Annotated in this window: 21 protein-coding genes and 1 pseudogene; 1 reads left to right on the plus strand and 21 read right to left on the minus strand. The window is 46.0% G+C overall.

Features of this window, described 5'->3' with window-relative positions; all coding sequences use genetic code 11:
• Nucleotides 1–265: 265 nt before the first annotated feature.
• From secA to C8268_RS08395, 7 genes are all read right to left on the minus strand, one after another.
• The gene (secA, locus tag C8268_RS08365; protein ID WP_106767239.1) at nucleotides 266–2,773 is read right to left on the minus strand and encodes a preprotein translocase subunit SecA; all 2,508 of its coding nucleotides are present in this window, start codon (nucleotides 2,771–2,773) and stop codon (nucleotides 266–268) included.
• Nucleotides 2,774–3,098: 325 nt separating this feature from the next.
• The gene (gene hpf, locus C8268_RS08370; protein WP_106767240.1) at nucleotides 3,099–3,653 is read right to left on the minus strand and encodes a ribosome hibernation-promoting factor, HPF/YfiA family; all 555 of its coding nucleotides are present in this window, start codon (nucleotides 3,651–3,653) and stop codon (nucleotides 3,099–3,101) included.
• A gap of 372 nt (nucleotides 3,654–4,025) precedes the next feature.
• A complete protein-coding gene (locus tag C8268_RS08375; RefSeq protein ID WP_009594275.1) occupies nucleotides 4,026–4,223 on the minus strand; it encodes a cold shock domain-containing protein in 198 nt (65 codons plus the stop codon).
• A 229-nt stretch (nucleotides 4,224–4,452) separates the two neighbouring features.
• Nucleotides 4,453–4,788: a hypothetical protein gene (locus C8268_RS08380; protein WP_106767241.1), complete on the minus strand. Its 336-nt coding sequence runs from the start codon at nucleotides 4,786–4,788 to the stop codon at nucleotides 4,453–4,455.
• Nucleotides 4,781–5,176 carry a flagellar export chaperone FliS gene (fliS, locus tag C8268_RS08385; protein ID WP_106767242.1) on the minus strand — a complete coding sequence of 132 codons (396 nt, stop codon included), beginning with the start codon at nucleotides 5,174–5,176 and terminating at the stop codon, nucleotides 4,781–4,783. Before fliS ends, C8268_RS08380 begins: the two co-directional genes overlap by 8 nt.
• Nucleotides 5,177–5,199: 23 nt before the next feature.
• Entirely contained in the window at nucleotides 5,200–6,708 is a 1,509-nt protein-coding gene (fliD, locus tag C8268_RS08390; RefSeq protein ID WP_106767243.1) for a flagellar filament capping protein FliD, read from the minus strand.
• Between the two features lie 14 nt (nucleotides 6,709–6,722).
• A complete protein-coding gene (locus C8268_RS08395) occupies nucleotides 6,723–7,100 on the minus strand; it encodes a flagellar protein FlaG (protein WP_234032701.1) in 378 nt (125 codons plus the stop codon).
• A 312-nt stretch (nucleotides 7,101–7,412) separates the two neighbouring features.
• Between C8268_RS08395 and C8268_RS08400 the strand changes: the two genes are divergently transcribed.
• Entirely contained in the window at nucleotides 7,413–7,760 is a 348-nt protein-coding gene (locus C8268_RS08400; protein ID WP_106767245.1) for a DUF4181 domain-containing protein, read from the plus strand.
• Nucleotides 7,761–8,440: 680 nt separating this feature from the next.
• On the opposite strand, the gene C8268_RS08405 is transcribed toward C8268_RS08400, so the two are convergent.
• The 14 genes and pseudogenes from C8268_RS08405 to C8268_RS08470 all read right to left on the minus strand — a co-directional run bounded on the left by C8268_RS08405 (nucleotide 8,441) and on the right by C8268_RS08470 (nucleotide 20,619).
• On the minus strand, nucleotides 8,441–9,598 hold the full coding sequence (locus C8268_RS08405; protein ID WP_106767246.1) for a flagellin N-terminal helical domain-containing protein: 1,158 nt from the start codon (nucleotides 9,596–9,598) through the stop codon (nucleotides 8,441–8,443).
• A gap of 152 nt (nucleotides 9,599–9,750) precedes the next feature.
• Nucleotides 9,751–9,984 (minus strand): carbon storage regulator CsrA, encoded by a 234-nt coding sequence (csrA, locus tag C8268_RS08410; RefSeq protein WP_106767247.1) that lies wholly within the window; start codon nucleotides 9,982–9,984, stop codon nucleotides 9,751–9,753.
• A 1-nt stretch (nucleotide 9,985) separates the two neighbouring features.
• Nucleotides 9,986–10,438 (minus strand): flagellar assembly protein FliW, encoded by a 453-nt coding sequence (gene fliW, locus C8268_RS08415; RefSeq protein ID WP_106767248.1) that lies wholly within the window; start codon nucleotides 10,436–10,438, stop codon nucleotides 9,986–9,988.
• 92 nt (nucleotides 10,439–10,530) lie between these two features.
• Entirely contained in the window at nucleotides 10,531–11,094 is a 564-nt protein-coding gene (locus C8268_RS08420) for a DUF6470 family protein (RefSeq protein ID WP_106767249.1), read from the minus strand.
• 13 nt (nucleotides 11,095–11,107) lie between these two features.
• Nucleotides 11,108–12,037: a flagellar hook-associated protein FlgL gene (gene flgL, locus C8268_RS08425; RefSeq protein WP_106767250.1), complete on the minus strand. Its 930-nt coding sequence runs from the start codon at nucleotides 12,035–12,037 to the stop codon at nucleotides 11,108–11,110.
• 13 nt (nucleotides 12,038–12,050) lie between these two features.
• Nucleotides 12,051–13,640, minus strand: a complete 1,590-nt coding sequence (flgK, locus tag C8268_RS08430; protein WP_106767251.1) for a flagellar hook-associated protein FlgK — start codon at nucleotides 13,638–13,640, stop codon at nucleotides 12,051–12,053.
• 17 nt (nucleotides 13,641–13,657) lie between these two features.
• Nucleotides 13,658–14,161, minus strand: a complete 504-nt coding sequence (locus C8268_RS08435; RefSeq protein ID WP_106767252.1) for a flagellar protein FlgN — start codon at nucleotides 14,159–14,161, stop codon at nucleotides 13,658–13,660.
• A gap of 11 nt (nucleotides 14,162–14,172) precedes the next feature.
• On the minus strand, nucleotides 14,173–14,457 hold the full coding sequence (gene flgM / locus C8268_RS08440; RefSeq protein ID WP_106767253.1) for a flagellar biosynthesis anti-sigma factor FlgM: 285 nt from the start codon (nucleotides 14,455–14,457) through the stop codon (nucleotides 14,173–14,175).
• A 92-nt stretch (nucleotides 14,458–14,549) separates the two neighbouring features.
• Nucleotides 14,550–14,960: a TIGR03826 family flagellar region protein gene (locus C8268_RS08445; RefSeq protein WP_106767254.1), complete on the minus strand. Its 411-nt coding sequence runs from the start codon at nucleotides 14,958–14,960 to the stop codon at nucleotides 14,550–14,552.
• A 109-nt stretch (nucleotides 14,961–15,069) separates the two neighbouring features.
• The gene (locus tag C8268_RS08450) at nucleotides 15,070–15,951 is read right to left on the minus strand and encodes a ComF family protein (RefSeq protein WP_106767255.1); all 882 of its coding nucleotides are present in this window, start codon (nucleotides 15,949–15,951) and stop codon (nucleotides 15,070–15,072) included.
• A 49-nt stretch (nucleotides 15,952–16,000) separates the two neighbouring features.
• A pseudogene (locus tag C8268_RS23605) lies at nucleotides 16,001–17,008 on the minus strand (helicase-related protein); the annotation flags it as partial.
• Nucleotides 17,009–18,220: 1,212 nt separating this feature from the next.
• Complete coding sequence (locus C8268_RS08460; RefSeq protein WP_158702677.1) at nucleotides 18,221–19,117, minus strand: IS3 family transposase; 897 nt, start codon at nucleotides 19,115–19,117, stop codon at nucleotides 18,221–18,223.
• A gap of 38 nt (nucleotides 19,118–19,155) precedes the next feature.
• Nucleotides 19,156–19,482: a helix-turn-helix domain-containing protein gene (locus C8268_RS08465; RefSeq protein WP_158702676.1), complete on the minus strand. Its 327-nt coding sequence runs from the start codon at nucleotides 19,480–19,482 to the stop codon at nucleotides 19,156–19,158.
• 708 nt (nucleotides 19,483–20,190) lie between these two features.
• Nucleotides 20,191–20,619, minus strand: a complete 429-nt coding sequence (locus tag C8268_RS08470; RefSeq protein WP_106767256.1) for a hypothetical protein — start codon at nucleotides 20,617–20,619, stop codon at nucleotides 20,191–20,193.
• Nucleotides 20,620–20,871 lie beyond the last annotated feature (252 nt).

The following is a 20,871-nucleotide window of genomic DNA, read 5'->3' on the forward strand; positions in this document are numbered from 1 at the left end:
CATTGGAGAAATATGATTTTAAAGGCGGCGCTATCGCTTCTCCACCCCGCATCCATCCCATGTGTAGTTTCAAAAGACCCTTATCTCCTAATCCGCTCCCGATCACCGTATTTCCTTTCTTTTCAGAACAACTCCCTTAAGGGTGCACAAGGGAATATCAGATGTGCAAAAAAGCCACCCGAGTATTCCCTTGTTTACTCTCAAGGGAGTCTGTAAATGCGCCACTTGTTTAAGTGGTACGCCTGATTTACTTCTATATGATATCTTATGCGTTCTGCCCGTGACAATGTTTATACTTCTTGCCGCTGCCGCATGGACAAGGCTCATTGCGTCCGACTTGCTCCGCAACCTGAACAGGACGTTTCTCGGCAGGCTCACTGTTCGTGGATACCTTGCTCTCTTCCACAACAGCCTGACGCTCCTGGTTCGTCTCGATGTGCGCCTTCATAATATATGTGGCGACCTCTTCCTGGATGCTGGCAACCATCGCATTAAACATCTCATAACCTTCGAACTGGTACTCACGAAGCGGATCGGTTCCGCCATAAGCTCGGAGATGGATACCTTGGCGAAGCTGATCCATCGCGTCGATATGGTCCATCCACTTGCTGTCTACAGCCCGGAGCACGATGACTTTCTCGAACTCACGCACGAGCTCTTCACCAATGGATTCCTCGCGTTCTTTATACTTCTGAAGTACGCGCTCGAAGAGATGCTCGATAATTTCAGCAGCTTCCTTACCCCATAGCTCATCCTTGGTTACAGCACCTTCGTCGAGAAGCTTGCTGTTCATGTAATCCGCAACTTCTTGCAGTTCCCAGTTCTCTGGAATATCATCACTGCAGTGCGCTTCAACAACACGTTCAATAACCGGCTTGATCATGTCGAGCACGATCTGTTTGATATCTTCGGATTCCAAAATTTCACGGCGCTGCTTGTAAATAATTTCGCGCTGCTGGTTCATGACATCATCATATTGAAGGACGACTTTACGCACATCAAAGTTATTGCCTTCAACACGCTTCTGAGCAGATTCTACAGCACGTGTAATCATCTTGCTCTCGATCGGCTGGTCTTCCTCAAAGCCGAGTCGTTCCATCATATTCAGAACATTGTCCGTACCAAAACGCTTCATCAACTCGTCACCGAGAGACAGGTAGAACTGGGTTGAACCCGGGTCACCTTGACGACCTGCACGGCCGCGAAGCTGGTTATCAATACGGCGGGATTCGTGACGCTCTGTACCGATAATATGCAGACCGCCCACTTCCTGTACACCCTCGCCCAGCAAAATATCTGTACCGCGTCCCGCCATGTTCGTGGCGATCGTCACAGAGCCAGGCTGACCCGCACGGGAAATAATCTCCGCTTCTTCAGCATGGTACTTCGCATTCAGTACTTTATGTTTAACTCCTTTGCGCTTCAGCATTTCCGACAAAAGCTCAGAGTTCTCGATCGACACAGTACCAACCAATATCGGTTGATTCTTCTTATGGCGCTCAACGATTTCATTAACAACCGCTCTGAACTTGCCTTCTATGCTCTTGTACACAACATCCGGCATGTCGTTACGCTGGTTCGGTCTGTTCGTCGGTACTTGCAGCACTTCCAGGCCATAAATCTTCTTGAATTCTTCTTCCTCTGTCTTCGCCGTACCGGTCATGCCGGCCAGCTTCCGGTACATACGGAAGTAGTTCTGGAACGTGATCGTAGCGAGCGTCATACTCTCATTCTGAACCTCGATGCCTTCTTTCGCTTCGATCGCCTGGTGAAGTCCATCGCTGTAGCGGCGGCCAGCCATCAGACGGCCTGTAAATTCGTCAACGATGACCACTTCGTCATCCGTTACTACATAATCCACATCACGACGCATGATGACATTCGCTTTCAACGCCTGAACCACATGGTGGTTCAAGGTAACATGGTTATGATCGTACAGGTTGTCGATTCCAAAAGCGCGTTCCGCTTTCGCCACACCTTTCTCCGTCAGAGAGACGGCCTTGACTTTAATATCGACCGTGTAATCTTCCTCTGGCTCCAGGCGCTTCACAAAGCGGTCAGCTGCATAATACAGCTCCGTTGATTTCTGAGCTTGTCCCGAAATGATGAGCGGGGTACGAGCTTCGTCAATCAGAATGGAGTCTACTTCGTCAATAATACAGTAATACAGCGGACGCTGTACCATCTGTTCTTTATAAAGCACCATATTATCACGCAGGTAGTCGAACCCGAATTCATTGTTCGTTCCGTACGTGATATCACAAGCATAAGCTTCTTGTTTCAATGAATGGTCCATACCGCTCAGGTTAACCCCAACGGACATCCCCAGGAAATTGTAGATCTGTCCCATTTCTTCACTGTCACGTGTCGCCAAATAGTCATTGACGGTGACAACGTGTACACCTTTTCCAAGAAGCGCGTTTAAATAAACCGGCAGGGTTCCGACGAGCGTCTTACCTTCCCCGGTTTTCATCTCTGCAATTCTTCCTTCATGGAGGGCCATCCCTCCGATCAATTGAACGTCATAATGACGCTTGCCCAGTGTCCGCTTGGAGGTTTCACGGACTGTCGCAAACGCTTCTGGAAGCAAGTCATCGAGCGTCTCACCTTTCTCGATCCGCGCACGGAACTCCCCGGTTTTGGCTTTAAGCTGTTCATCAGAGAGCGCCTCAAATTCCGGTTCCATCTTATTAATTACATCCACCGTCTTCATCAGACGTTTGATATCGCGCTCGTTGGTGTCGCCGAAGATCTTTTTGACAAGTCCTAGCATGGTTAACCCCTTTCGTGCATAACAGATGATAGAATCAACTTCATTAAATGACAAAGGGCAGTTATGATGAAATCGATTCGTTGAAACTGAATGAAAATTTTTCATGACCTGACGGGACAAAAAAACACTCCGCTCAGGATAAGCATGTTTGCATAAATTGTAACAGTTTGTATGAGATGCCGCAACACATTAAGCAATCTCTTCCTATATAACATATAAAAAGCCTTCCCCCGCTGTAGCGGGTGAAGGCTCGTCTTCTACTTTTCATGCTGAGCTGTAAATATAGTTGTGTGTACAGCAACATTTTCGGTAAGAGTTCGTGAGCCTAATCTCTCTCGATTAAACCGTACTTTCCGTCGTCACGCTTGTAAACGACATTTACGTCCTGTGAATCAATGTTGGTGAATACGAAGAAATTATGACCGACCATGTTCATCTGCAAAATGGCCTCTTGCACATTCATAGGTTTCATGATGAAACGCTTCGTGCGGACTACTTTAAATTCATCTTCGTCTTGGTCAACAGGGACAGGCCCGACAGCGGCTCCATCCTCCACAAACATCATCTTCAGACTGCCATCCTGACGGAACTTGCGGTTCAACTTCGTCTTATGTTTGCGGATCTGTCTCTCCAACTTGTCCACAACGCCATCAATGGAAGCATACATATCTTCGCTTCGATCTTCAGCTCTCAGGACAACGCCTGGCAGCGGAATCGTCACTTCCACCGTGTGCAATCCTCGAACAACGCTTAATGTTACGTTGCCTTCCGAGGTAAGGGGTGCATCAAAATACTTATCTAGTCTGCTGAGCTTTTTGTCAACGTAGTCCTTTAAAGCCTCGGTCACTTCAATTTGCTGACCTCGAATACTGAATTGCATAGGGCACTCCTCCTTTTGCACCTTCATTATAACACTTTGTTAAGCCCATGTAAAAAGACGAAATTGTGTATGTTCACAAGCTTGAAAACGCATTAATTCTAAGCTTGAAAATGTCTGTTTAGAGGGTGTTCGAATCTGGTTTGGTAAAGGGGAAATAAACATCGATAATACTTAGCTTATCCACATGTACCCTTATTGAATTTGATTTATTACATTCATTGCATCATCGAGAGTACCATTATAGGTAGAAGCAGAAAAAATGCGGTCATTAAACAATAAAAAAAGACCCCGGTATTCTACCGGAGTCTACGCTACCGAATCTTTAATTGTTAACCATCTTACCGAATATGTAGGTCGGCTAAGCCGGGATGATTATAATTTGATTACGTTAGCTGCTTGCGGTCCGCGGGCACCTTCAACAATTTCGAACTCTACAGACTGCCCTTCTTCCAGAGTCTTGAAGCCTTCAGACTGGATTGCGGAGAAATGAACGAATACGTCGCCGCCGTCTTCAGTCTCGATGAAGCCATAACCCTTCTCTGCGTTGAACCATTTAACTTTACCTTGCATGCACTAACATTCCCTTCATCATCAAATAAAAGTGTGTTGACACCTTTTGTCCACATTTCCGACTATATCATCCAAAGATATCCATGTCAATGGAGTTGAAGCGAATCGTTAGTCAGCAATTGGAAAGGCTGTCAATCTGATCTTAACCCGTTTAGGGATAAAATGAAACAATGAAGGGGTAAAAAATTATTAAGTTTTTTTCATTTTTTTGAAATAAACGAAAAATATATTATTTTCTCTGATCCATCAAATAGCTGTCTGCATAATAAGTCGTTTCATAAGCATTCCGTTGCATCTTTGCCGCATCACGCTGAATGAGCCAATCCGAAGCCTCCTGCTTAAGAGCTCTCATCCGTGCCTCAACCAACTTATCATGACGCAGCAACTCCTGAATCCGCTGCTTCTGCTCCTGATTAAGCTTATTATTCGACATCCGTTTCGACATCTCATCCAACACAGGTTGACGTGCTTCGACAAACGAAACCAGCTCTTCATATGTGGACTCCTCAAGCCGCTCTACAACCGACTGACTCAGTTTCTCCAGCTTTAATATCAAATCATCCATTGGCCGATTCAGCATCTTCAGCTAAAGCCATCTTCGCAGCCTGTGACCAGGTTTCCCGAAGCTCTACCAAATATCCGAGCGCTTCCTCGGCAGGTGCTGTGTCCTTCTTAATATTGGCTTGGATCAATAAATAATTAATATATTCATACAGGGATGCAAGACCTTTCGACACTTCAAAATTATAGTCCAGCGTAACGATCAGCTCACTTACAATCGTCTGTGTCTTGTTCAAAAATGTATTAGCTTTCTCATAATCCTGTGCTTTCAGCCCATCCAGCCCGCCCCTGCAAAAGCGGATTGCTCCATCATACGTCATCAGCAGCAGCTGCGCCGGAGTGGAGGTTTGTACAGATGATTGTCTGTACTTATCATAAGGAGATGAAATCAAGTTACGCCACCTCTCTTCCTTTATTATGCCATGAAGCCAGCCAAGCTAGCTGATTGGGCATTCATTTGATTAATCGCTTTTTCCATAGCCGTAAACTGGGCGTAATATCTGTTCTCAATATCTATAAGCTTTTTGCCCAAGTCATCTATACGATCCTTCAGATCCGTTAATTCCTTGCCCATGGTGCTTTGCTCGTTCAACGCTATTGTAAGGTCTGTACTAAATTTATTTGTTCCCGCTTTATCAGACAATCTTGTTAGAGTTCCATATAGCTGGTCATACATATTGTCAAAAATACCTTTGGTCGAACCATCGGATGATCCGCTAAACAGCTCCATAACTTGCTCAGGATTGTCCTCAATTGCTTGCTTCAGCTTTTCCTCATTAAGATAAAGCTTTCCATCCTCCGTATAAGCTCCTGTAGTGATGCCAATCGATGACAGGTTTATAATCTGCTCTCCATGTTTAATGTAAGAAGTGGACAAGAGCGTTCTCATATTGGTGAGCCCTTCAACCAGGATATCATCATTTCTCAACAGGCCGCTTTTCGCTTTGGCTTCCCAGTTTTTAATGTCGTCCTCTGTCATTTCTTTCTTCTGTTCAGCGGATAACGGGAAAAAGTCTCTGTATCTCTGCTCCGAGACCTTACTATTTAATGTAGCAATGAGAGTGTTGTAGTCCTCAATGAAGGCCTTAATCGTTTCTATTGCTTTGCTGCCGTCAGCTTTAGTTGTAATTTCAGCATTCGTATCACCGGTTGGCTGCAGTAACGTGATCTCAACACCGTTGACGGTGAGCACGTTAGATGAAGGCTCAAATTTAGCGCCATTTATCGTTACTGAAGCGTTGTGACCTTTTACATACTGTGCTCCTTGGTTCGTCATATCGATGGTGGATTCTTCGGGGTTAGTCAGATTAAATTTAAAAGCGTCTGTTAATAAAGTGCCTCCAAACTTTACATCAGAGCTTCCGTATTCCTTGGACTTAATGATGATATTCTTTCCTGCCTCGTCAAAGGTTGCTACAACCCCTAATTTGGTATCGCTGTTTAACTTCGTTAGTACATCCTTTATCGTTGCGTTCGAATCAAAATCGACCTTAATGGTCTCGCCGCCTCGAGTGACCTCAAAAGTAAACGGGGCTGAACCTGAAGCCAGAGTACCTATTCTAGTATGAACACTAGTGCCCTCACCTAATGACGCTGTCTTTAAAGTCGTTTGAGTAGCAAGTCTTTCAACTTCGACAGACATAGGAACCTGATTAGCAGAAGTTGTTGCCCTTACACTAATAGCATCCTTGTTCCCTGTCACCTGCGAAGTAAAAACGTTCATCTCCGAGGGCATTCTATATTTATCTAGTTTATTTTGTCGAAAATCAACGATTGCGCTATTTACCGTTTTGTAGCTTTCTCGCTTCCATTCCAATACCTGTTTATTCTGATTTAATTTATCGAGTGGCGCGCGCCTGGCAACCATCATCTCTTGAACTATACTATCGATATCGATTCCTGAAGCTAATCCAGATACTCTCATTCTTATAATTCCTCCTATCTCCGTTCGTCAATGATGAGACCTGCAAGTTCCATCATCTTCGCCACAATCTCCAGTGTCTGCTCCGGTGGTATTTCTCTAATAATCTCTTTCGTTTCTTTATTCAAAACCTTGATCATAATGGCCTGTGTCTTCTCATGGACATTGACTTCAAGCATCGTTTCAGGCCCTTGGAGTGCCTTAATGGCCCGATCAATGGAACGAATCAGCTGCTGTTCCCCCAAGGTAACATACTCCCCCTGTCGTTCCATTCGCTGCAGCTCTTTCTCCTGATTTACCATTGGTTTAGGGTCGACTTCATTCTTAGGTGGCTGAGCATATGTTACATTCGAAGTCGCATGATTCCCTGTAATCGAAATTTGCAGATTCATCATTGCACCTTCTTTCGCAATAATTGCTGTTGTTATATATATCGGGTATTCCGTTCAGATGTTTTAGGAAGTTACAAAGAATCAGAGAATCTTTAATTGTTTTTTATCAAAATCGCCATATGTGCGAGTGTATTGTAGCCTTTATTTTGAAACAACTCTTTTATTCGATAACGAAGATCTTTAAGTCCATACTCGAGAATGCCCTCCTTACATCATAGTCATAACTGTTTATCTGGTTATATCCCGACTTTTTTTGTATTATAAATATCAAAAAAGGATTATTTCTCTTTTTTAGGAAATATTAAAGGAGCTCTAATGATTTCTCTATATTTTTTAATGATTGCTGCTATAACTTTAATTGAATTTATTATGAGTAAAAAAGTATTAGCTGATCGTGAAAGAAAAATGTCTGATACAACAGTATACAGATGGTATATTTTAGGTTTAGTAGTTCTTGCAGTTACCGTTATTATAGCTGTATTGACATTAAGTTTAAGCGAGCCACAAGCATTTCTCTTATTTTTAGTAACATTATTTTTTGGTTTTCGAACTCTTATGGAATCAAAATATATTAGGGAAACAAGACGCCATTTAATTTCATTTACTGTGGCTGCTACGTCACTAATATTCACTGGTCTTTTAATATTACTTCGTATCATTTAGCCAAGATAGTGCTTTTTGTAGCTTGAAAAGGCGAAATTCGTGCCAAAACACCATAATGGCTAATGCCAGATAGTTAATTTTCCTAATTGAATAAATGCTTAGTCCTAGCTTTAGCGTCAAAAAATGAATAAATTATGTATGCGACCTCAAATTCGATCTCTGTTATATTTTGAACTATTTTGTGAGAACCAATAAAGATTAGCATCTATTTTTTTAGCTGCTGCTCTAAGCATTACATCCAGCTGAAATTGATCTACAATAAAAAGTAATAGTCGGTCCAACGCTATTTCTTCACTAACTTTGGCTTTTATTTCCAGTCATAATCTCCCTCTACACCGGAGATTCTGTCTATCGCTCCAAGTTCCTAACAGCTTACATAGTCTTTGTCTATATTAACCAGATTTGGCTTCCTCTCTTCCCTCTTGCGAGGCCTTTTTGATACGAACAGAATTCAATTCATGATACGACTTGCCGCTTTTTCACCCTGACGCTGATAAGTACTTTTGTCGGTTCGCTTTACGCACAGATTCTTCCATATGAAATAATCCAAACTACACAGGGTTTGACTCCTACCAATGCGGGCCTTTCATCGACTAGAGGATACGTGCTTAGCTAGGCACACTACATAAGAAAAAAAGACCTCGGAATAGAATCCAAGGTCTCTTAGTAAGATTATCAAATTAACGAAGCAATTGCAGAACGCCTTGTGGCTGTTGGTTCGCTTGAGCAAGCATAGCTTGAGCAGCTTGAGTAAGGATGTTGTTCTTCGTGAACTCCATCATTTCTTTCGCCATGTCTACATCACGAATACGGGATTCAGCTGCTGTCAAGTTCTCGGAAGTAGCTCCCAAGTTGTTGATCGTGTGCTCCAAACGGTTTTGGTTCGCACCCAGTTTAGCACGTTCTTCGGAAACTGTGTTCAATGCGTTGTTGATGGTAGTGATTGCTTTGTCAGCTGCTGATTGAGTAGAAATACGAACACCTTTAGTGTCGTCAATTACTGTAGGATCAGCTGCAGCAACAGATACTGCGGTTCCGATTGCCGCAGCCGCACCATTAGTACCATCGGATTTGATTTCTACATCCCATCCCTTTTTATCAAATTCCTTTTGAAGTGCTTTAACAACATCTTCTTTAGTTGCTGTGACTACGTCATTTTCATCTTGTGCAAGTGTGATTGTAACGGTACCGTCATCCTCAATTTTAACTGTTGTCTCTTTTACTTCAGCACCAGCAGGAGCAGCTGTAGAAATAGTGAGATCTTTATCGCTGTAGTTTGTAACTTTAGCCCCTACATCTGCGGCAGTCTCTTCTACACCCTTAAATCCAGCAACACCCAACTTTTCGTTGCTCATGTCATTGATGGTCAATTTGATGTTTTGACCAGAGTTTGCACCAATGTGGAAGGTTTTATCGTTGAAGTCACCGTTCAACACTTTTTGGTTGTTGAACTCTGTATCTGTGGAAATACGCTTGATTTCCTTGGAAAGCTCGTCAACTTCTGCTTGAAGCTTTTGACGGTCAACGCCTTCGTTTGTATCGGAAGCAGCTTGAACAGCGAGTTCACGCATACGTTGAAGGATGCTGTGAGTTTCAGTCAAAGCACCTTCAGCAGTTTGGATCAAAGAGATACCGTCTTGAGCGTTCTTTTGAGCCATGTCCAGACCGCGGATTTGGCCACGCATTTTTTCGGAAATTGCCAGACCTGCAGCGTCATCTCCTGCACGGTTGATACGAAGACCGGAAGACAATTTCTCCAGGTTTTTAGAAGATGCACCCGTGTTAGCACCAAGTTGACGGTGAGTATTCAATGCAGCAATGTTGTGGTTAATTCTCATTTTTAATTTTCCTCCTTGAAATCATTTAATCCCACATCCGTGTGGTTTCGCTTGCTTTCGGTAAGGTCGGCCGCCCCTCGAAGTAGCGTCTAATACATATATCGTCAGAAGATGATTTTAATTTAAGAGTCTTTTCGAATATTTTCAAAAAATTATTTCGGGTTGTTCAAATGTTTCAAAAGCTCCTCCACACCAATCGAAGACTGATGAGCCGACTCCCGGTTCGCCTCCTGAATCGACAAGTAAACCTCTTTGCGGAAAATCTCGACACTTTTCGGGGCCTTTATGCCGAGCCTGACGTTGTCACCCTCCACTCCGAGGATCGTGATTTCAATCTCATCCTGAAGGATGACGGCTTCGCCTTTCCTGCGTGATAGTACCAACATACTACTCACCCGCCTTTTCAGATGGAGTTGGCTTCTGAACATATACCCATAGAGGATGCCTTGATTGGTATTCGGAATTATGCAAAATAACCTGTCTTCCGGTCCGATTCTCCAAATTGAAAACGAGCGGGGCCAGCAGATTGATCGTCGACTTCGCTACATCCTCGTGAATCGTAACGATACAACGAATCTGCAGATCGGAACTCAGCTCCATTTCCTCAACGACCGATTCTGGCAAGTCAAACTCATAGTCAGGGTAGAACACAAAAGGGTCGGTCATTAACAAAGAAATATGACTTTCCTGCAGGGACTGTAAATAGGAGAACGGACCTTCCGCGACATCGATGACCGCAAATTTCGAATGATTTTCAAATCCCGGGATTCCTTTGGAAAAATGATAAACTTGTTCATCAGACACTTCTAATGCTCCAAACTGGGCTGTTTCTACCTTCATTATGGGCACTCCTTAACGTACTAAAATATTTTAAACCTATCATAAAACAAGCTATAGATGGTTGCACCCCCTATAGCTTGTATACTGAACTATTACATTGTCATGTCGATTTGAGGTGGTATAATCTCGATCGACCCGTACTGCTTCATTCGAATTTCCAAAAAACCAGGATGATACTCAATCTCCGGTGTATACGTCTTGGCTGACATACGTGGAGGAATCGGCTCAATAGAAATTTCAGGAGGGTTCCGTGTCACGTGAATATCTACGTTATCGTAAGAAGCCGGTACACGAAACTCCACGAACGGATCGCGTTTCCAGTCCGAACCGTAAATCTCAGCGATGGAGTTGCCCGGAAGATGAAATTCAGCCAGCCGGTTCCCCTGCTCCACTCGCTTGGCCAGACCCTCCAGAAACAATCTGGGCAGTTCCGAATAGATCTGCTGGTTCATCTCAAACGCAGTACCGCCGTTATAGGCCCGCCATGCCTGACTCTGATCAATCTCCATGCCCGGTCTAGGCTGTTTGAAGTCCATCTTGGCACGTGGAGATTCAATCTGAAACTCAGGCCGGGGCTGCCGAATCGACAGCTTTGCCATTTTGGAGCTCATTTCCTGCAGGGCAGGCTGCGTGGTAATTTGAAACTGAGAACTCACGAAATTTCACCGCCTATCTCAGAAAATCAACCAACGAAGTAGAAATAATCTTCGCCCCTGTGGAAAGTGAGGCATTATAAATGCTCTCATTGATCTTCGATTCGATAATTAATTTACTATAATCGGCATCTTCGGTTCTGGACTTCAGCTCAGTCAGATTGATTTCCATATCTTCAAGCCTGCCAGCCATGAGCTCAATGCGATTCGTTTTCGCACCGATATCCGAACGAGCTGTCAATACCTTGTTCAAGCGAGAATCAAACATATCGATTTGTTCAGAAATCATATCAAAATCACCGGTGCTCAAGCCTTCAATCAATCGATCAATCGTTGCAAACAGGTGGTCCCCATCTTTCTCAGACGGGCTGCCGAATATGTCATTCCCTGTCAAGTTGATCGGCAGCAGAACATTTTCACCAACGATATAATTGATGATACCCGAATCTGTTTCCAAATCGCCAGCACTGCTTGTATCGGATAAATTGTTAGCATCTTTCGGAAAGTCATAAGGCTTTACGTCATACTGCTGACCGTTAAAAATATATTTCCCGTTTAACTTGCTGTTGCCGATATCGATTAACTGCTCCTTCAGCTGCTCCACTTCGGTCTGGACTGCGGTCAATGCCGATTGCGGATTCGTTGAGTTGGATGCCTGGATCGTCAGCTCCTTCAATCGATGAATAATGCTTCCTGTCTGGTCCAGTACGGTATCATTGTAATCCAGCCAGGATAAAGCACTATCCACATTGCTCCGATACTGTGTATTTGCGGAAAGCTCTGTCCGATACCGAAGCGAGTAGGTCATGCCGACTGGATCATCCGAAGGTCTGTTAAGCTTGCGTCCGGTAGCAAGCTGCAGCTGGTTCTCGTTCATCGAACGTGCATTGCGGTTCAAATTCAACAGCAGCTGGGAATTCATCATATTGGATGTAACTCTAAGCACGGCTATTCACTCCTTAACGTCCTACCACGCCAGTGGAATTAATCAGTTTATCAAGCAGTTCATCAAAAGTAGTCATAAAACGGGCCGCAGCACTGTAAGCGTGTTGGAACTTGATCATATTCGTCATTTCCTCATCCAGGGATACCCCGCTTACCGACTGTCTACGGCTCTCCACCTGTGTGACCAAGGTATGGGCGTTATTTGTTTGGCGATTCGCTTCCTGCGCCTGAATCCCAAGCTGTCCAACCATCGAGTTGTAAAACGAGAAGATCGTTCCTTCCGTCCCCTGTGCATCAGTAAATTTAGAAACGTTCAAACCGGCGATTAGAAGAGCCAGCGTATTATTCCCCCGAATCACTTTTTCAGCGGTTCCCGAACCTTCCGTTCGCATGGAAGTCGCAATTTTGCTCGGATCTGCCGCAATTTCCGGATTAAGCTGAATATTCAGCTTGTTGTTATCGCCGATAGACATCATAAAGAATGGAAGTCCCGGATTGGTGCTCCCATCCATGGTATATCCTAGCTGATGGAGTCCGTTGATCCCTTTCACGGTCACCGTAGTTTCCTGAGCCAGTACCGCACCGGATGGAACCTGCTGTCCTGCCGGGAGCGTACTCACAGTACCGCTGACGGATATTTCAATATCTGTATCAAACGTAGACCCTTCCGGAATGCTGGAGCCTTTCGGAATCGTCACCGGAACATCCCCGCTGACAATCGTAGTAGCCAAATTGTTCAGCTGGTTCTTGTAATCAGCCACGTATACATTTCGGGATACGACCATTCCGTACACTTCGCCGCCTCGAAGATCGCCTGTAGCATACGCATTATTCAAAAAATCGCCGGTGACGTTAACCGGTTCGTTAGCCCCTTCAACGAGCATCTGGCCGCCCATTGAAATATTGTAGCCGTTTTCGCCCTCGGTTACGGTAATGTTCACGATCTTGGACAATTTATCTGTCAATAAATCACGCTGGTCACGAAGATCGTTCGCATTGTCTCCCAAAGACTCAATACGTGTAATGCCTTGGTTCAAATCCTGGATTGACGCCAGATAAGAGTTAATTTCCATCGCTTTCGCATCGATATTCTTGCCCAGGTCCGTATCCAGGTTGTCCAGCTGCCCGCTCATATGATTCAAGGCATCCGTAAAAGCCTGTGCCGCCTGCACAACGACCTTGCGAGCTGTCGGGTCCTCCGGATTTTTGCTCAGATCGGACCAAGTGGAGAAGAACTGGTCCATGACCATCCGAACGCCTGTATTGGAAGGCTCGTTAATGATCGCTTCCAGCTTGCTGAGTGTATCGGCCTGTACCATCCAGCCACCGAGAGAATTGTTCTCCCCCCGGAACTGATCGTCCAGAAATTGCTCTCTGATCCGCTCGATGCTGGTAAACTCCACACCGGTTCCCATCTGCCCCGGAACAGTGGAGCGTTGCATACCGTAGGCTTCGATCGGGATGGATGCTTTCATATTCACGACTTGTCGGGAATATCCTTCCGTGTTGGCATTCGCGATGTTGTGGCCTGTTGTACCGAGTGCAGCTGTTTGTGTAAACAGGCTCCGCTTGGCTGTTTCTAATGAGTGAAATGTAGATCGCATAACAATATACCTCCTGTTTACGCTCGGGTATCGAACAGGCCCGGTCGGCCTGAACTGCCGCCTCGATCAGACGGATGATGATATATAGCCTCGTCTTGCGATGACTTGCCAGTCAGCATGTCGAGAGAAAAATCGATAAATTCAAGAGATTGTACCAGCAGCTGCTGATTCAGATCGTTCTTCAGCTTCAGTTCCTGTAGCGTGTGAGACAAACGTGTCTGCACTTCCAACAGATTCGCCTTCTCCTTCGGATCGAACACGAGCCGTGCCAGCTCGGTCAGAGTCAAATCCAGCTGGGATTTCACACCGCGGCTCTGCAGAAAAGCATAGGCCGCCTGAACGCGCTCGCGCTCCAGCTGCTCAATATTTTTCATCCCTTTAGATTCCCGGTTCAGCAGCTGGACAATGGCATCTACGTCGTTGTCGATAATGGCTTTTTTCTTATCATCAGCCAAAGTCAACATATCGTTATACACCATCTCAAGCCGCTGAAGAGAATCGATTAATAATTGTACGGTCATGTCAGACACCCTTAGTTCTCAGGAAACTGCTTAAAGTAGGGCAGCAGCTTCTCTGCAAGTTTCTCGTCACTCACCCGGTAGGTTCCCGAGGAAACCTGTTCTTTCAGGGCCTGAATCTTCTCTATACGGGACGGATCGCCAGCACGCTCTTGAGCGTGAAGCATTTCCTTCGCTTCTGGTGAAATAGACACCTCGTCTTTGCGACGGGGCTTATGTTGCTGTTCCTGTCGGTGGGCCTCCATATTCCGTTGGTACGAGTGGACAGCGCCAACGCGTCCGGTATCGTTAATCTTCATAACGCTCACCTTCCTTTAATAGAAAAACCGATAACCTTTACTAAGATTATCGGCCGAAAATGAGACATAGTTAATAGTTCGATTGTATCGTTTTAATATTTGCGTAATTTTTCAACTGCTTTATAGGTATAATCACTCTTTTTATCTTGATCATCTTTCTCAGATTCGCTCGCAGCTGCACTTCTTAACTCCTTCGTCAGCCGCGATCGGCAAGAGTCACACATGTTATTCTCACGAATCAATACTCCGCAAACTTCGCAGGGATAAGACATATTCGGCGCATTAGCAATAGAAATCCGCCCTTCACGAATAAACTTTGTAATCTGACGAATCGTAACCCCTGTCGCTTCGGATACTTCATGGATGGTAGCACCCTTGGATTCTCGCAAATATTTTGCACATTGCTGGTATTCTTCCTCTATCTCTTTCATACAATCCGAACACATATCCCGGAAGTTCATCGCATACAATTTGCCGCACCGAGGGCAATTTCCCAAGCTCACACAAACCGACCTCCCTGTCGTATAGAACCTTTGATACCCATAGATTAACTTATAATAGGCCTTCCGTCTATATGAACTAGAAAAATATACGTAATTCTTCCTATTTCTATCAAGATCGTGCCCAGGTCAAACTGTAGACTTCTACCAAGATTCCACAAGATTCGCCTGCCAATTTCAGCTCTTTAGAACAGGCATTGACCGTGCTGCCCGTCGTATAAACATCATCGACTAACAGGATTCTGAACGGATATGCCCTGTCGATTGAATCTAAGGATACCGGGAGTGCACGACGCGTAGATCCCGAACATGTACGTCTCGCCTGGGCAAGCAGCCTTTCGCCTGCCTCCGGTAAACAGTGAAAAACCCCCTCCATATCCTTAAGCCGGGCTATCCGGCTTTTGAAACTCTGCTTGTCGGTGTGGCGTTCACGCTTAAGTAGATCGGCATAGGGAAGTTTACAGGCAGCCGCCAGACCACGCCCCAATACCTCCGCCTGATTAAACCCCCGTTCTTGAAGTCTCGCCGTGCTGACCGGAACGGAAGTGACGAGATGAATCTGCCAGTTCACACCGGATGGATGACCAGACTCATGTGACAAAAACCGCTGTCTTCTATGCACCTCCCGCTGAAGTTGACGGTATGCCCGCTCCATCATACGGATCAACAGAGGGGCATAGGACTCGTTCCCGCGATATTTGTATTGGGCCAACCATTCCCTCATCACCGTGTTATAGGCCGCTGCGCTTCGATTACATACAAAATGCCAAGGCCCCGCGTCCTCACGGGTACAATCCGGGCAGCCGATCAGTCTTCCGCAGTACACACATTTTGGATTCGTAATCCACGGGATCGATAAATAACACGTTTTGCATATTCCGAGATACCCCCGTGACAGAGAAGCGGTCTGGCCGCAGGTAAGGCATTGTTGACCGGATACCGTTAACATGCGGTGTAACGGCTTCAGCATTCGGTCCATCATATCTATGAACATGATTCATTCACCTCCTAAAGTGACCGGGGATGACGGATTTTCGCAATATTCAAACTTTTAAATAGTTTCCCTTCCTTGCGATCCGGTTCATTCGCTTAATCTGGCTTATAGCCAAGCGCTGGGACCTTGTCCACTGCGGAGAGCCAAACACAACTCTCCCGGCAGGATCATCCTTGGAGCGACCGGCCCTGCCAGCCATTTGAATGAGAGCCGCTTCATCAAAAAGATCACTGTCGGCATCGACGATAAACACATCGCTTTTCGGTACAGTAACCCCGCGCTCCAATATCGTTGTCGTAACAAGCAGCCGAATATGACGGTTTCGAAACGACATCACCTTGTTTGCTCGATCAGGGTCTACTGAAGATGTTCCCTCTATGACAATCTCTGAAAAATAACGGCGCAGCAGCTGCAGCATCGGATCAATATGACGAATACGAGAGACGAATAAAAAGACTTGAGCCCCCCGCTTCAGCGAAACTCTAAGCTCACGTATCAAGCTGGATGGAAGGCTCCTCTGCGTAAGACAGCGCTGAACAGAAGGGATTTTGACCGCCTTTGGCACAGGCAGTGGATACCCGTGAAAACGGGCGGGGACCTTCGCATGAGGCAGTTTCCCGGCTGCAGCTTCACGCTGCAGTTTCCGAGGCGGAGTCGCAGACAGGTAAATATATTTGCCTTCCGGCTTGCAGGCTTCCTTCGCGGCAAAATCCAGCATCGGATCGTTATGATACGGAAATGCATCGATCTCATCTATGACGACCAGGTCAAAAGCGTGCCTAAAACGCAGCAGCTGATGTGTCGTCGCAATGGTGATGCTTCCCCGCTTCCAGCGATCCGGGCTGCCTCCGTAAAGCGTAACGATGTGCTCGCCGGGAAAGGCGGCGGCCAGCCGTGGTGCCAGCTCCAGCACCACGTCTCTTCGAGGCGCCGCCACCAGCACCCGCCCGCCGGCATCCAGTACGGCTTGAAGCAGCGGGAAGATCATCTCGGTCTTCCCGGCGCCCGTCACCGCCCAGATCAGGAAGCGGGAGGCCGCGGAGCGCGCCTTCGGCGGCTCCGCCAAAAACCGCAGCGCGGCGCNCTCCATGCGCTCCCCCAGCTCCACCGCCAAGGCAGTAAGCCTGTCCCGGAGAGCGGCATCCTCAAATCCGGTCGATATCCCTTCCCCTTGCTGGGGCGTCCATATCGCCATTTCCTCCGGCCTGCCTAATAACTTCTTCCCCCGGCCTTCTGGCTCTGCTTCTATGTATTCAGCTACAGCCTGCTTCACATATCCTCTCCACTCTTTCAAGCCCCAGCGATCCATCCCCCGTTCTTCCCGAAATCCCTCACGGACGCTAACGGCCCACCCAAGCGGCAAACTCTGGGCCAAAAGAACAAACCGCTCCGTCAATGGCCTGTTCTCTAAACAGATAAAGCTCCCCTTACTCCTCTTTTCCAAACCAGATGCCATCCGGTTTCTGCTCATATTCCCCCACTTCTCATGCTGTTCCCTATCGTAAGAAATCTGAACAAGCTCCACAGTTTTTCCATCATCCATAATTGGATCGTGCTTCAAAGCAGTTCCACCATATGAAAACTCTTTATCAAACCTTCCGTTCGTATCTGACTTTGGATCTGCTTCCCAGCCATTCAGCCACCACTGCACATCGACCCGCACATCCAGCGATACCATCACTTGCCAAGCCCCTTTACTTCTCACTGCATACAAAGCTGCCTGCACCCGTACCCCTCCTTTCAGCCTTTTGCTTCAACTATGTGTGTGTAGTCTGCGATTACTTCTTCTGAAAATGTTAGAAAACTTCTATCGAAATCTTTCGAGGATAAGCGACCGCGGTTAAAGGTTATTTTTATCGCCAAATAGAATTTGAACATCTCCTCAGATTCCGGAAACTTATAAATTCTATGATGGTTAAGTGTCGATTTGCCTTGGACTCTTGCCCGCCTCCATATTCCTGAAATCCCTATACTGAAGTGGAAATTGGAGGATAATGCACGGAAAAACGCCAACGCTAACCTTATATCGCCCGTACTTATATCCGTTTTTTATTAGTTTTATCTACAACGATTAGTTTTCAGCCACAAATAAGGAGTATCGTATATTCAAGAGAAAGTCGCCTATCACCCTTAACTGCAAAAGTACATTAAAAAAGTGAGTTTTTCGATTTTGAGAGCGATTACCTGCAAAAGCGGCTAGGCCCCCTAATTCCGGAGTCTACACCGTAAAAATAATGTTTGTCGTATGAACACTCATTTTTTCAAATTCTTACAACGTTCGATGGAACTTGGCCCGATCTTCTTCCTTCTGTTGCATCACCCAACTGCTGAATACAATGGGCGCCTTGCGTTTCAAACTGCCATGCATTCTACGGTTGTTGTAAAAATCCATGTAACGATCAACGGCGGCATACGCATCATCCATGGTCTCAAATGTTTCCTTGGTCAATAGGTCGCGCTCCATCAAACTATGGAACGACTCGATGTAGGCATTCATGTTTGGTGTCTTCGGCGGGATACGCTCATGGAGCATTCCCCAGCTTTCACAAGTATCGCCGAACAGCACACTCACAAACTGAGGACCGTTGTCGGTGCGGATCGCGGGCATCTCCTTCCCCGGTCGCCATCGACTCTCTATCGCCCGTCCTAAAGCCTGACACACATGCTTGGCCTCGCAAACGGCGCCTCTGTAGTAGGCGACAATGACGCGGTCGAACACATCGATCACGCTGAAAACGAAGAAGAAGCGGTCGCGGCCGGCAACATATCCATACTTAATGTCCGCTTGCCACAGCTGATTCGGACCGGTGACGAGTCGGTTTCGAGCCAGTCTCCTCGGGTGCTTGGACGTTGGCTTTCGCTGCTGCTGAAGGATGCCTAACTCCTTGCAGAGACGATATGCTTTTGACTTACCGAGTATCAAGTCATGCTCATTGCGCAAACACTGAGCCAGCAACTTGTAGCCGTAGATGTGCTCTTCGCCTTCCACAAGCTCCAGCAGCCACTCCTTGATCTGCTCGTCACTTACCTTGTGACCTTGCAGCGTAAGGGAGTACCCGGGACAAGGACGTCCTCTTCTGATGGTACCAGCAGTCTCTGCGGGCTGCTTCGAGCGTTTGAGGCGTTCATAGTAAGTGGATTCTGCCAGGCCTAAGATGCCCAGCACAAGGACTGCTGCATTTCCCTGCTTAATAAAGTGGTCGGCTATTTCGAATTTTTCGGATAAGCAGGGTTCTTCTTTTTTAGCAATTCACGCAGAATTTCAATTTCAAGTTCCTTTTCGCCAAGCATCTTCATCGCTTTTTCGTACTTCTCTTCCACGACCTGAAGCCGCTTCAGTTCTTGCAACTGATGATCCGCCGGTGGCAGTTCGTGAATATCTACTTGATCCCGATACGTTCGAATCCAGGTACGAATTGTTTCCGGGTGGAGGTTGTACTTTCGGGCGAGTACCCCCACTTTGATCCCGGACATGGCTTCGCGCACCACCTCGAGACGCACTTCCTCGTACAACTTGCTTGACCGTCTCATCCTGTTCATCCCCCCTAGAAATACAATAATATATTGTTGGGGTGGACTCCAATTTAATTATGGGGCCGTGGAGAAAGTGCAGTTAAAACACAAACTTTTCGCCAAAAAGGCTATATCCGGCGGAATCAAATGTATTTTTGCATTTAAACTTCCCAAAAGAGAAAATATGGCTGATTTAAATGTACTTTTGCACTTAAACCGCTCAAATAAGAAAATACAGCTCCTTTAAATGCCCTTTTGCATCTAAATCTGCCTACAAGAGAAAATACGCCTTGTTCAAATGTACTTAATCTTCCCAAAAGAGCAAATATCGCTAGTTCAAATGTACTTTTACACTTAACCTGCCCATACGAGAATATATAGCTGCTTAAAATGCGCTTTTTGCAGGTAAACTGACCAAATAAGAAAAACCCGCTAACTCATTTGTACTTATGCACTTACACTTCCCAAAAAGTACATAACGCTAGTTTAAATACTCTTTTGCATCTAAAGAGTATACGTCGCGCTTTAGTGCGTCGATCAGGCTGGGACGGGGATAACGTTAACGCCATTCATGCATGTATAAGTTACCTGCGATCACTTCCCTGAAAACACAAAAAAGCACCCTCCTCTTCCTCATTAAGGTTGGAGTGTGCTTCACGCCAAAACGTATACAGCCTGATTACATCATTGATATATGCGGCATAACCGCAGCCGCTTGCCTGATGGCTAACCCTGCACATATGGGATTCGGGCAGCCTCACTTGATATTCGCAGATCCAGGCGAATGATGCGTTCATCTATGCTGAGCACTTTGGAATGCATTTTCTTATTCATGCACTCAAGTGTATTCCAATCGCCAGCATACAGTTCTATGCCAGACAAATTCTTTAATCGCTGTACGATGTTCATCGTATCATCTTCAGACCGATCATCAAGCACCGTAACGCGTATTCTCGTCCCGCTAAACAGGGCGTACAGTGAAAGGGCTCTCAAATACCATTCCACCTGCCGCTCATGGTTGGATGTAATGAGGATATAATGCATCAGCGAACGCCGAGCTCGTGAACCCTTCCGATGACGAAGAGCGTGCAGAAAGTGTATAAACCCCGCTGCAAGCCCGTATATGACCAAGATCCACAGCAAATGGGCAACCATGAGACTCACCTCCTTCTCTTGTCGACAGTATATGCCAAACAGGAGGGAGCGGTGACTGGAGGACGCTAAAGCCCACACGTATGCCCGAGGTCACGGCATTCATTGATTTTACCAAGCGTAAACGGCGTCTTTACTGCGCCTTTGACCGGGATAGATTACATTTCCCGAAGTAAATATAAAATAAAAGATCGTGCCAAACTTATACTTTCTTCGATTTCAGTAAAACAGCTGCTGACGTGTTATGTTCATAGG

Source organism: Paenibacillus faecalis (assembly GCF_900289175.1).
Classification (GTDB): domain Bacteria; phylum Bacillota; class Bacilli; order Paenibacillales; family Paenibacillaceae; genus Paenibacillus_AQ; species Paenibacillus_AQ faecalis.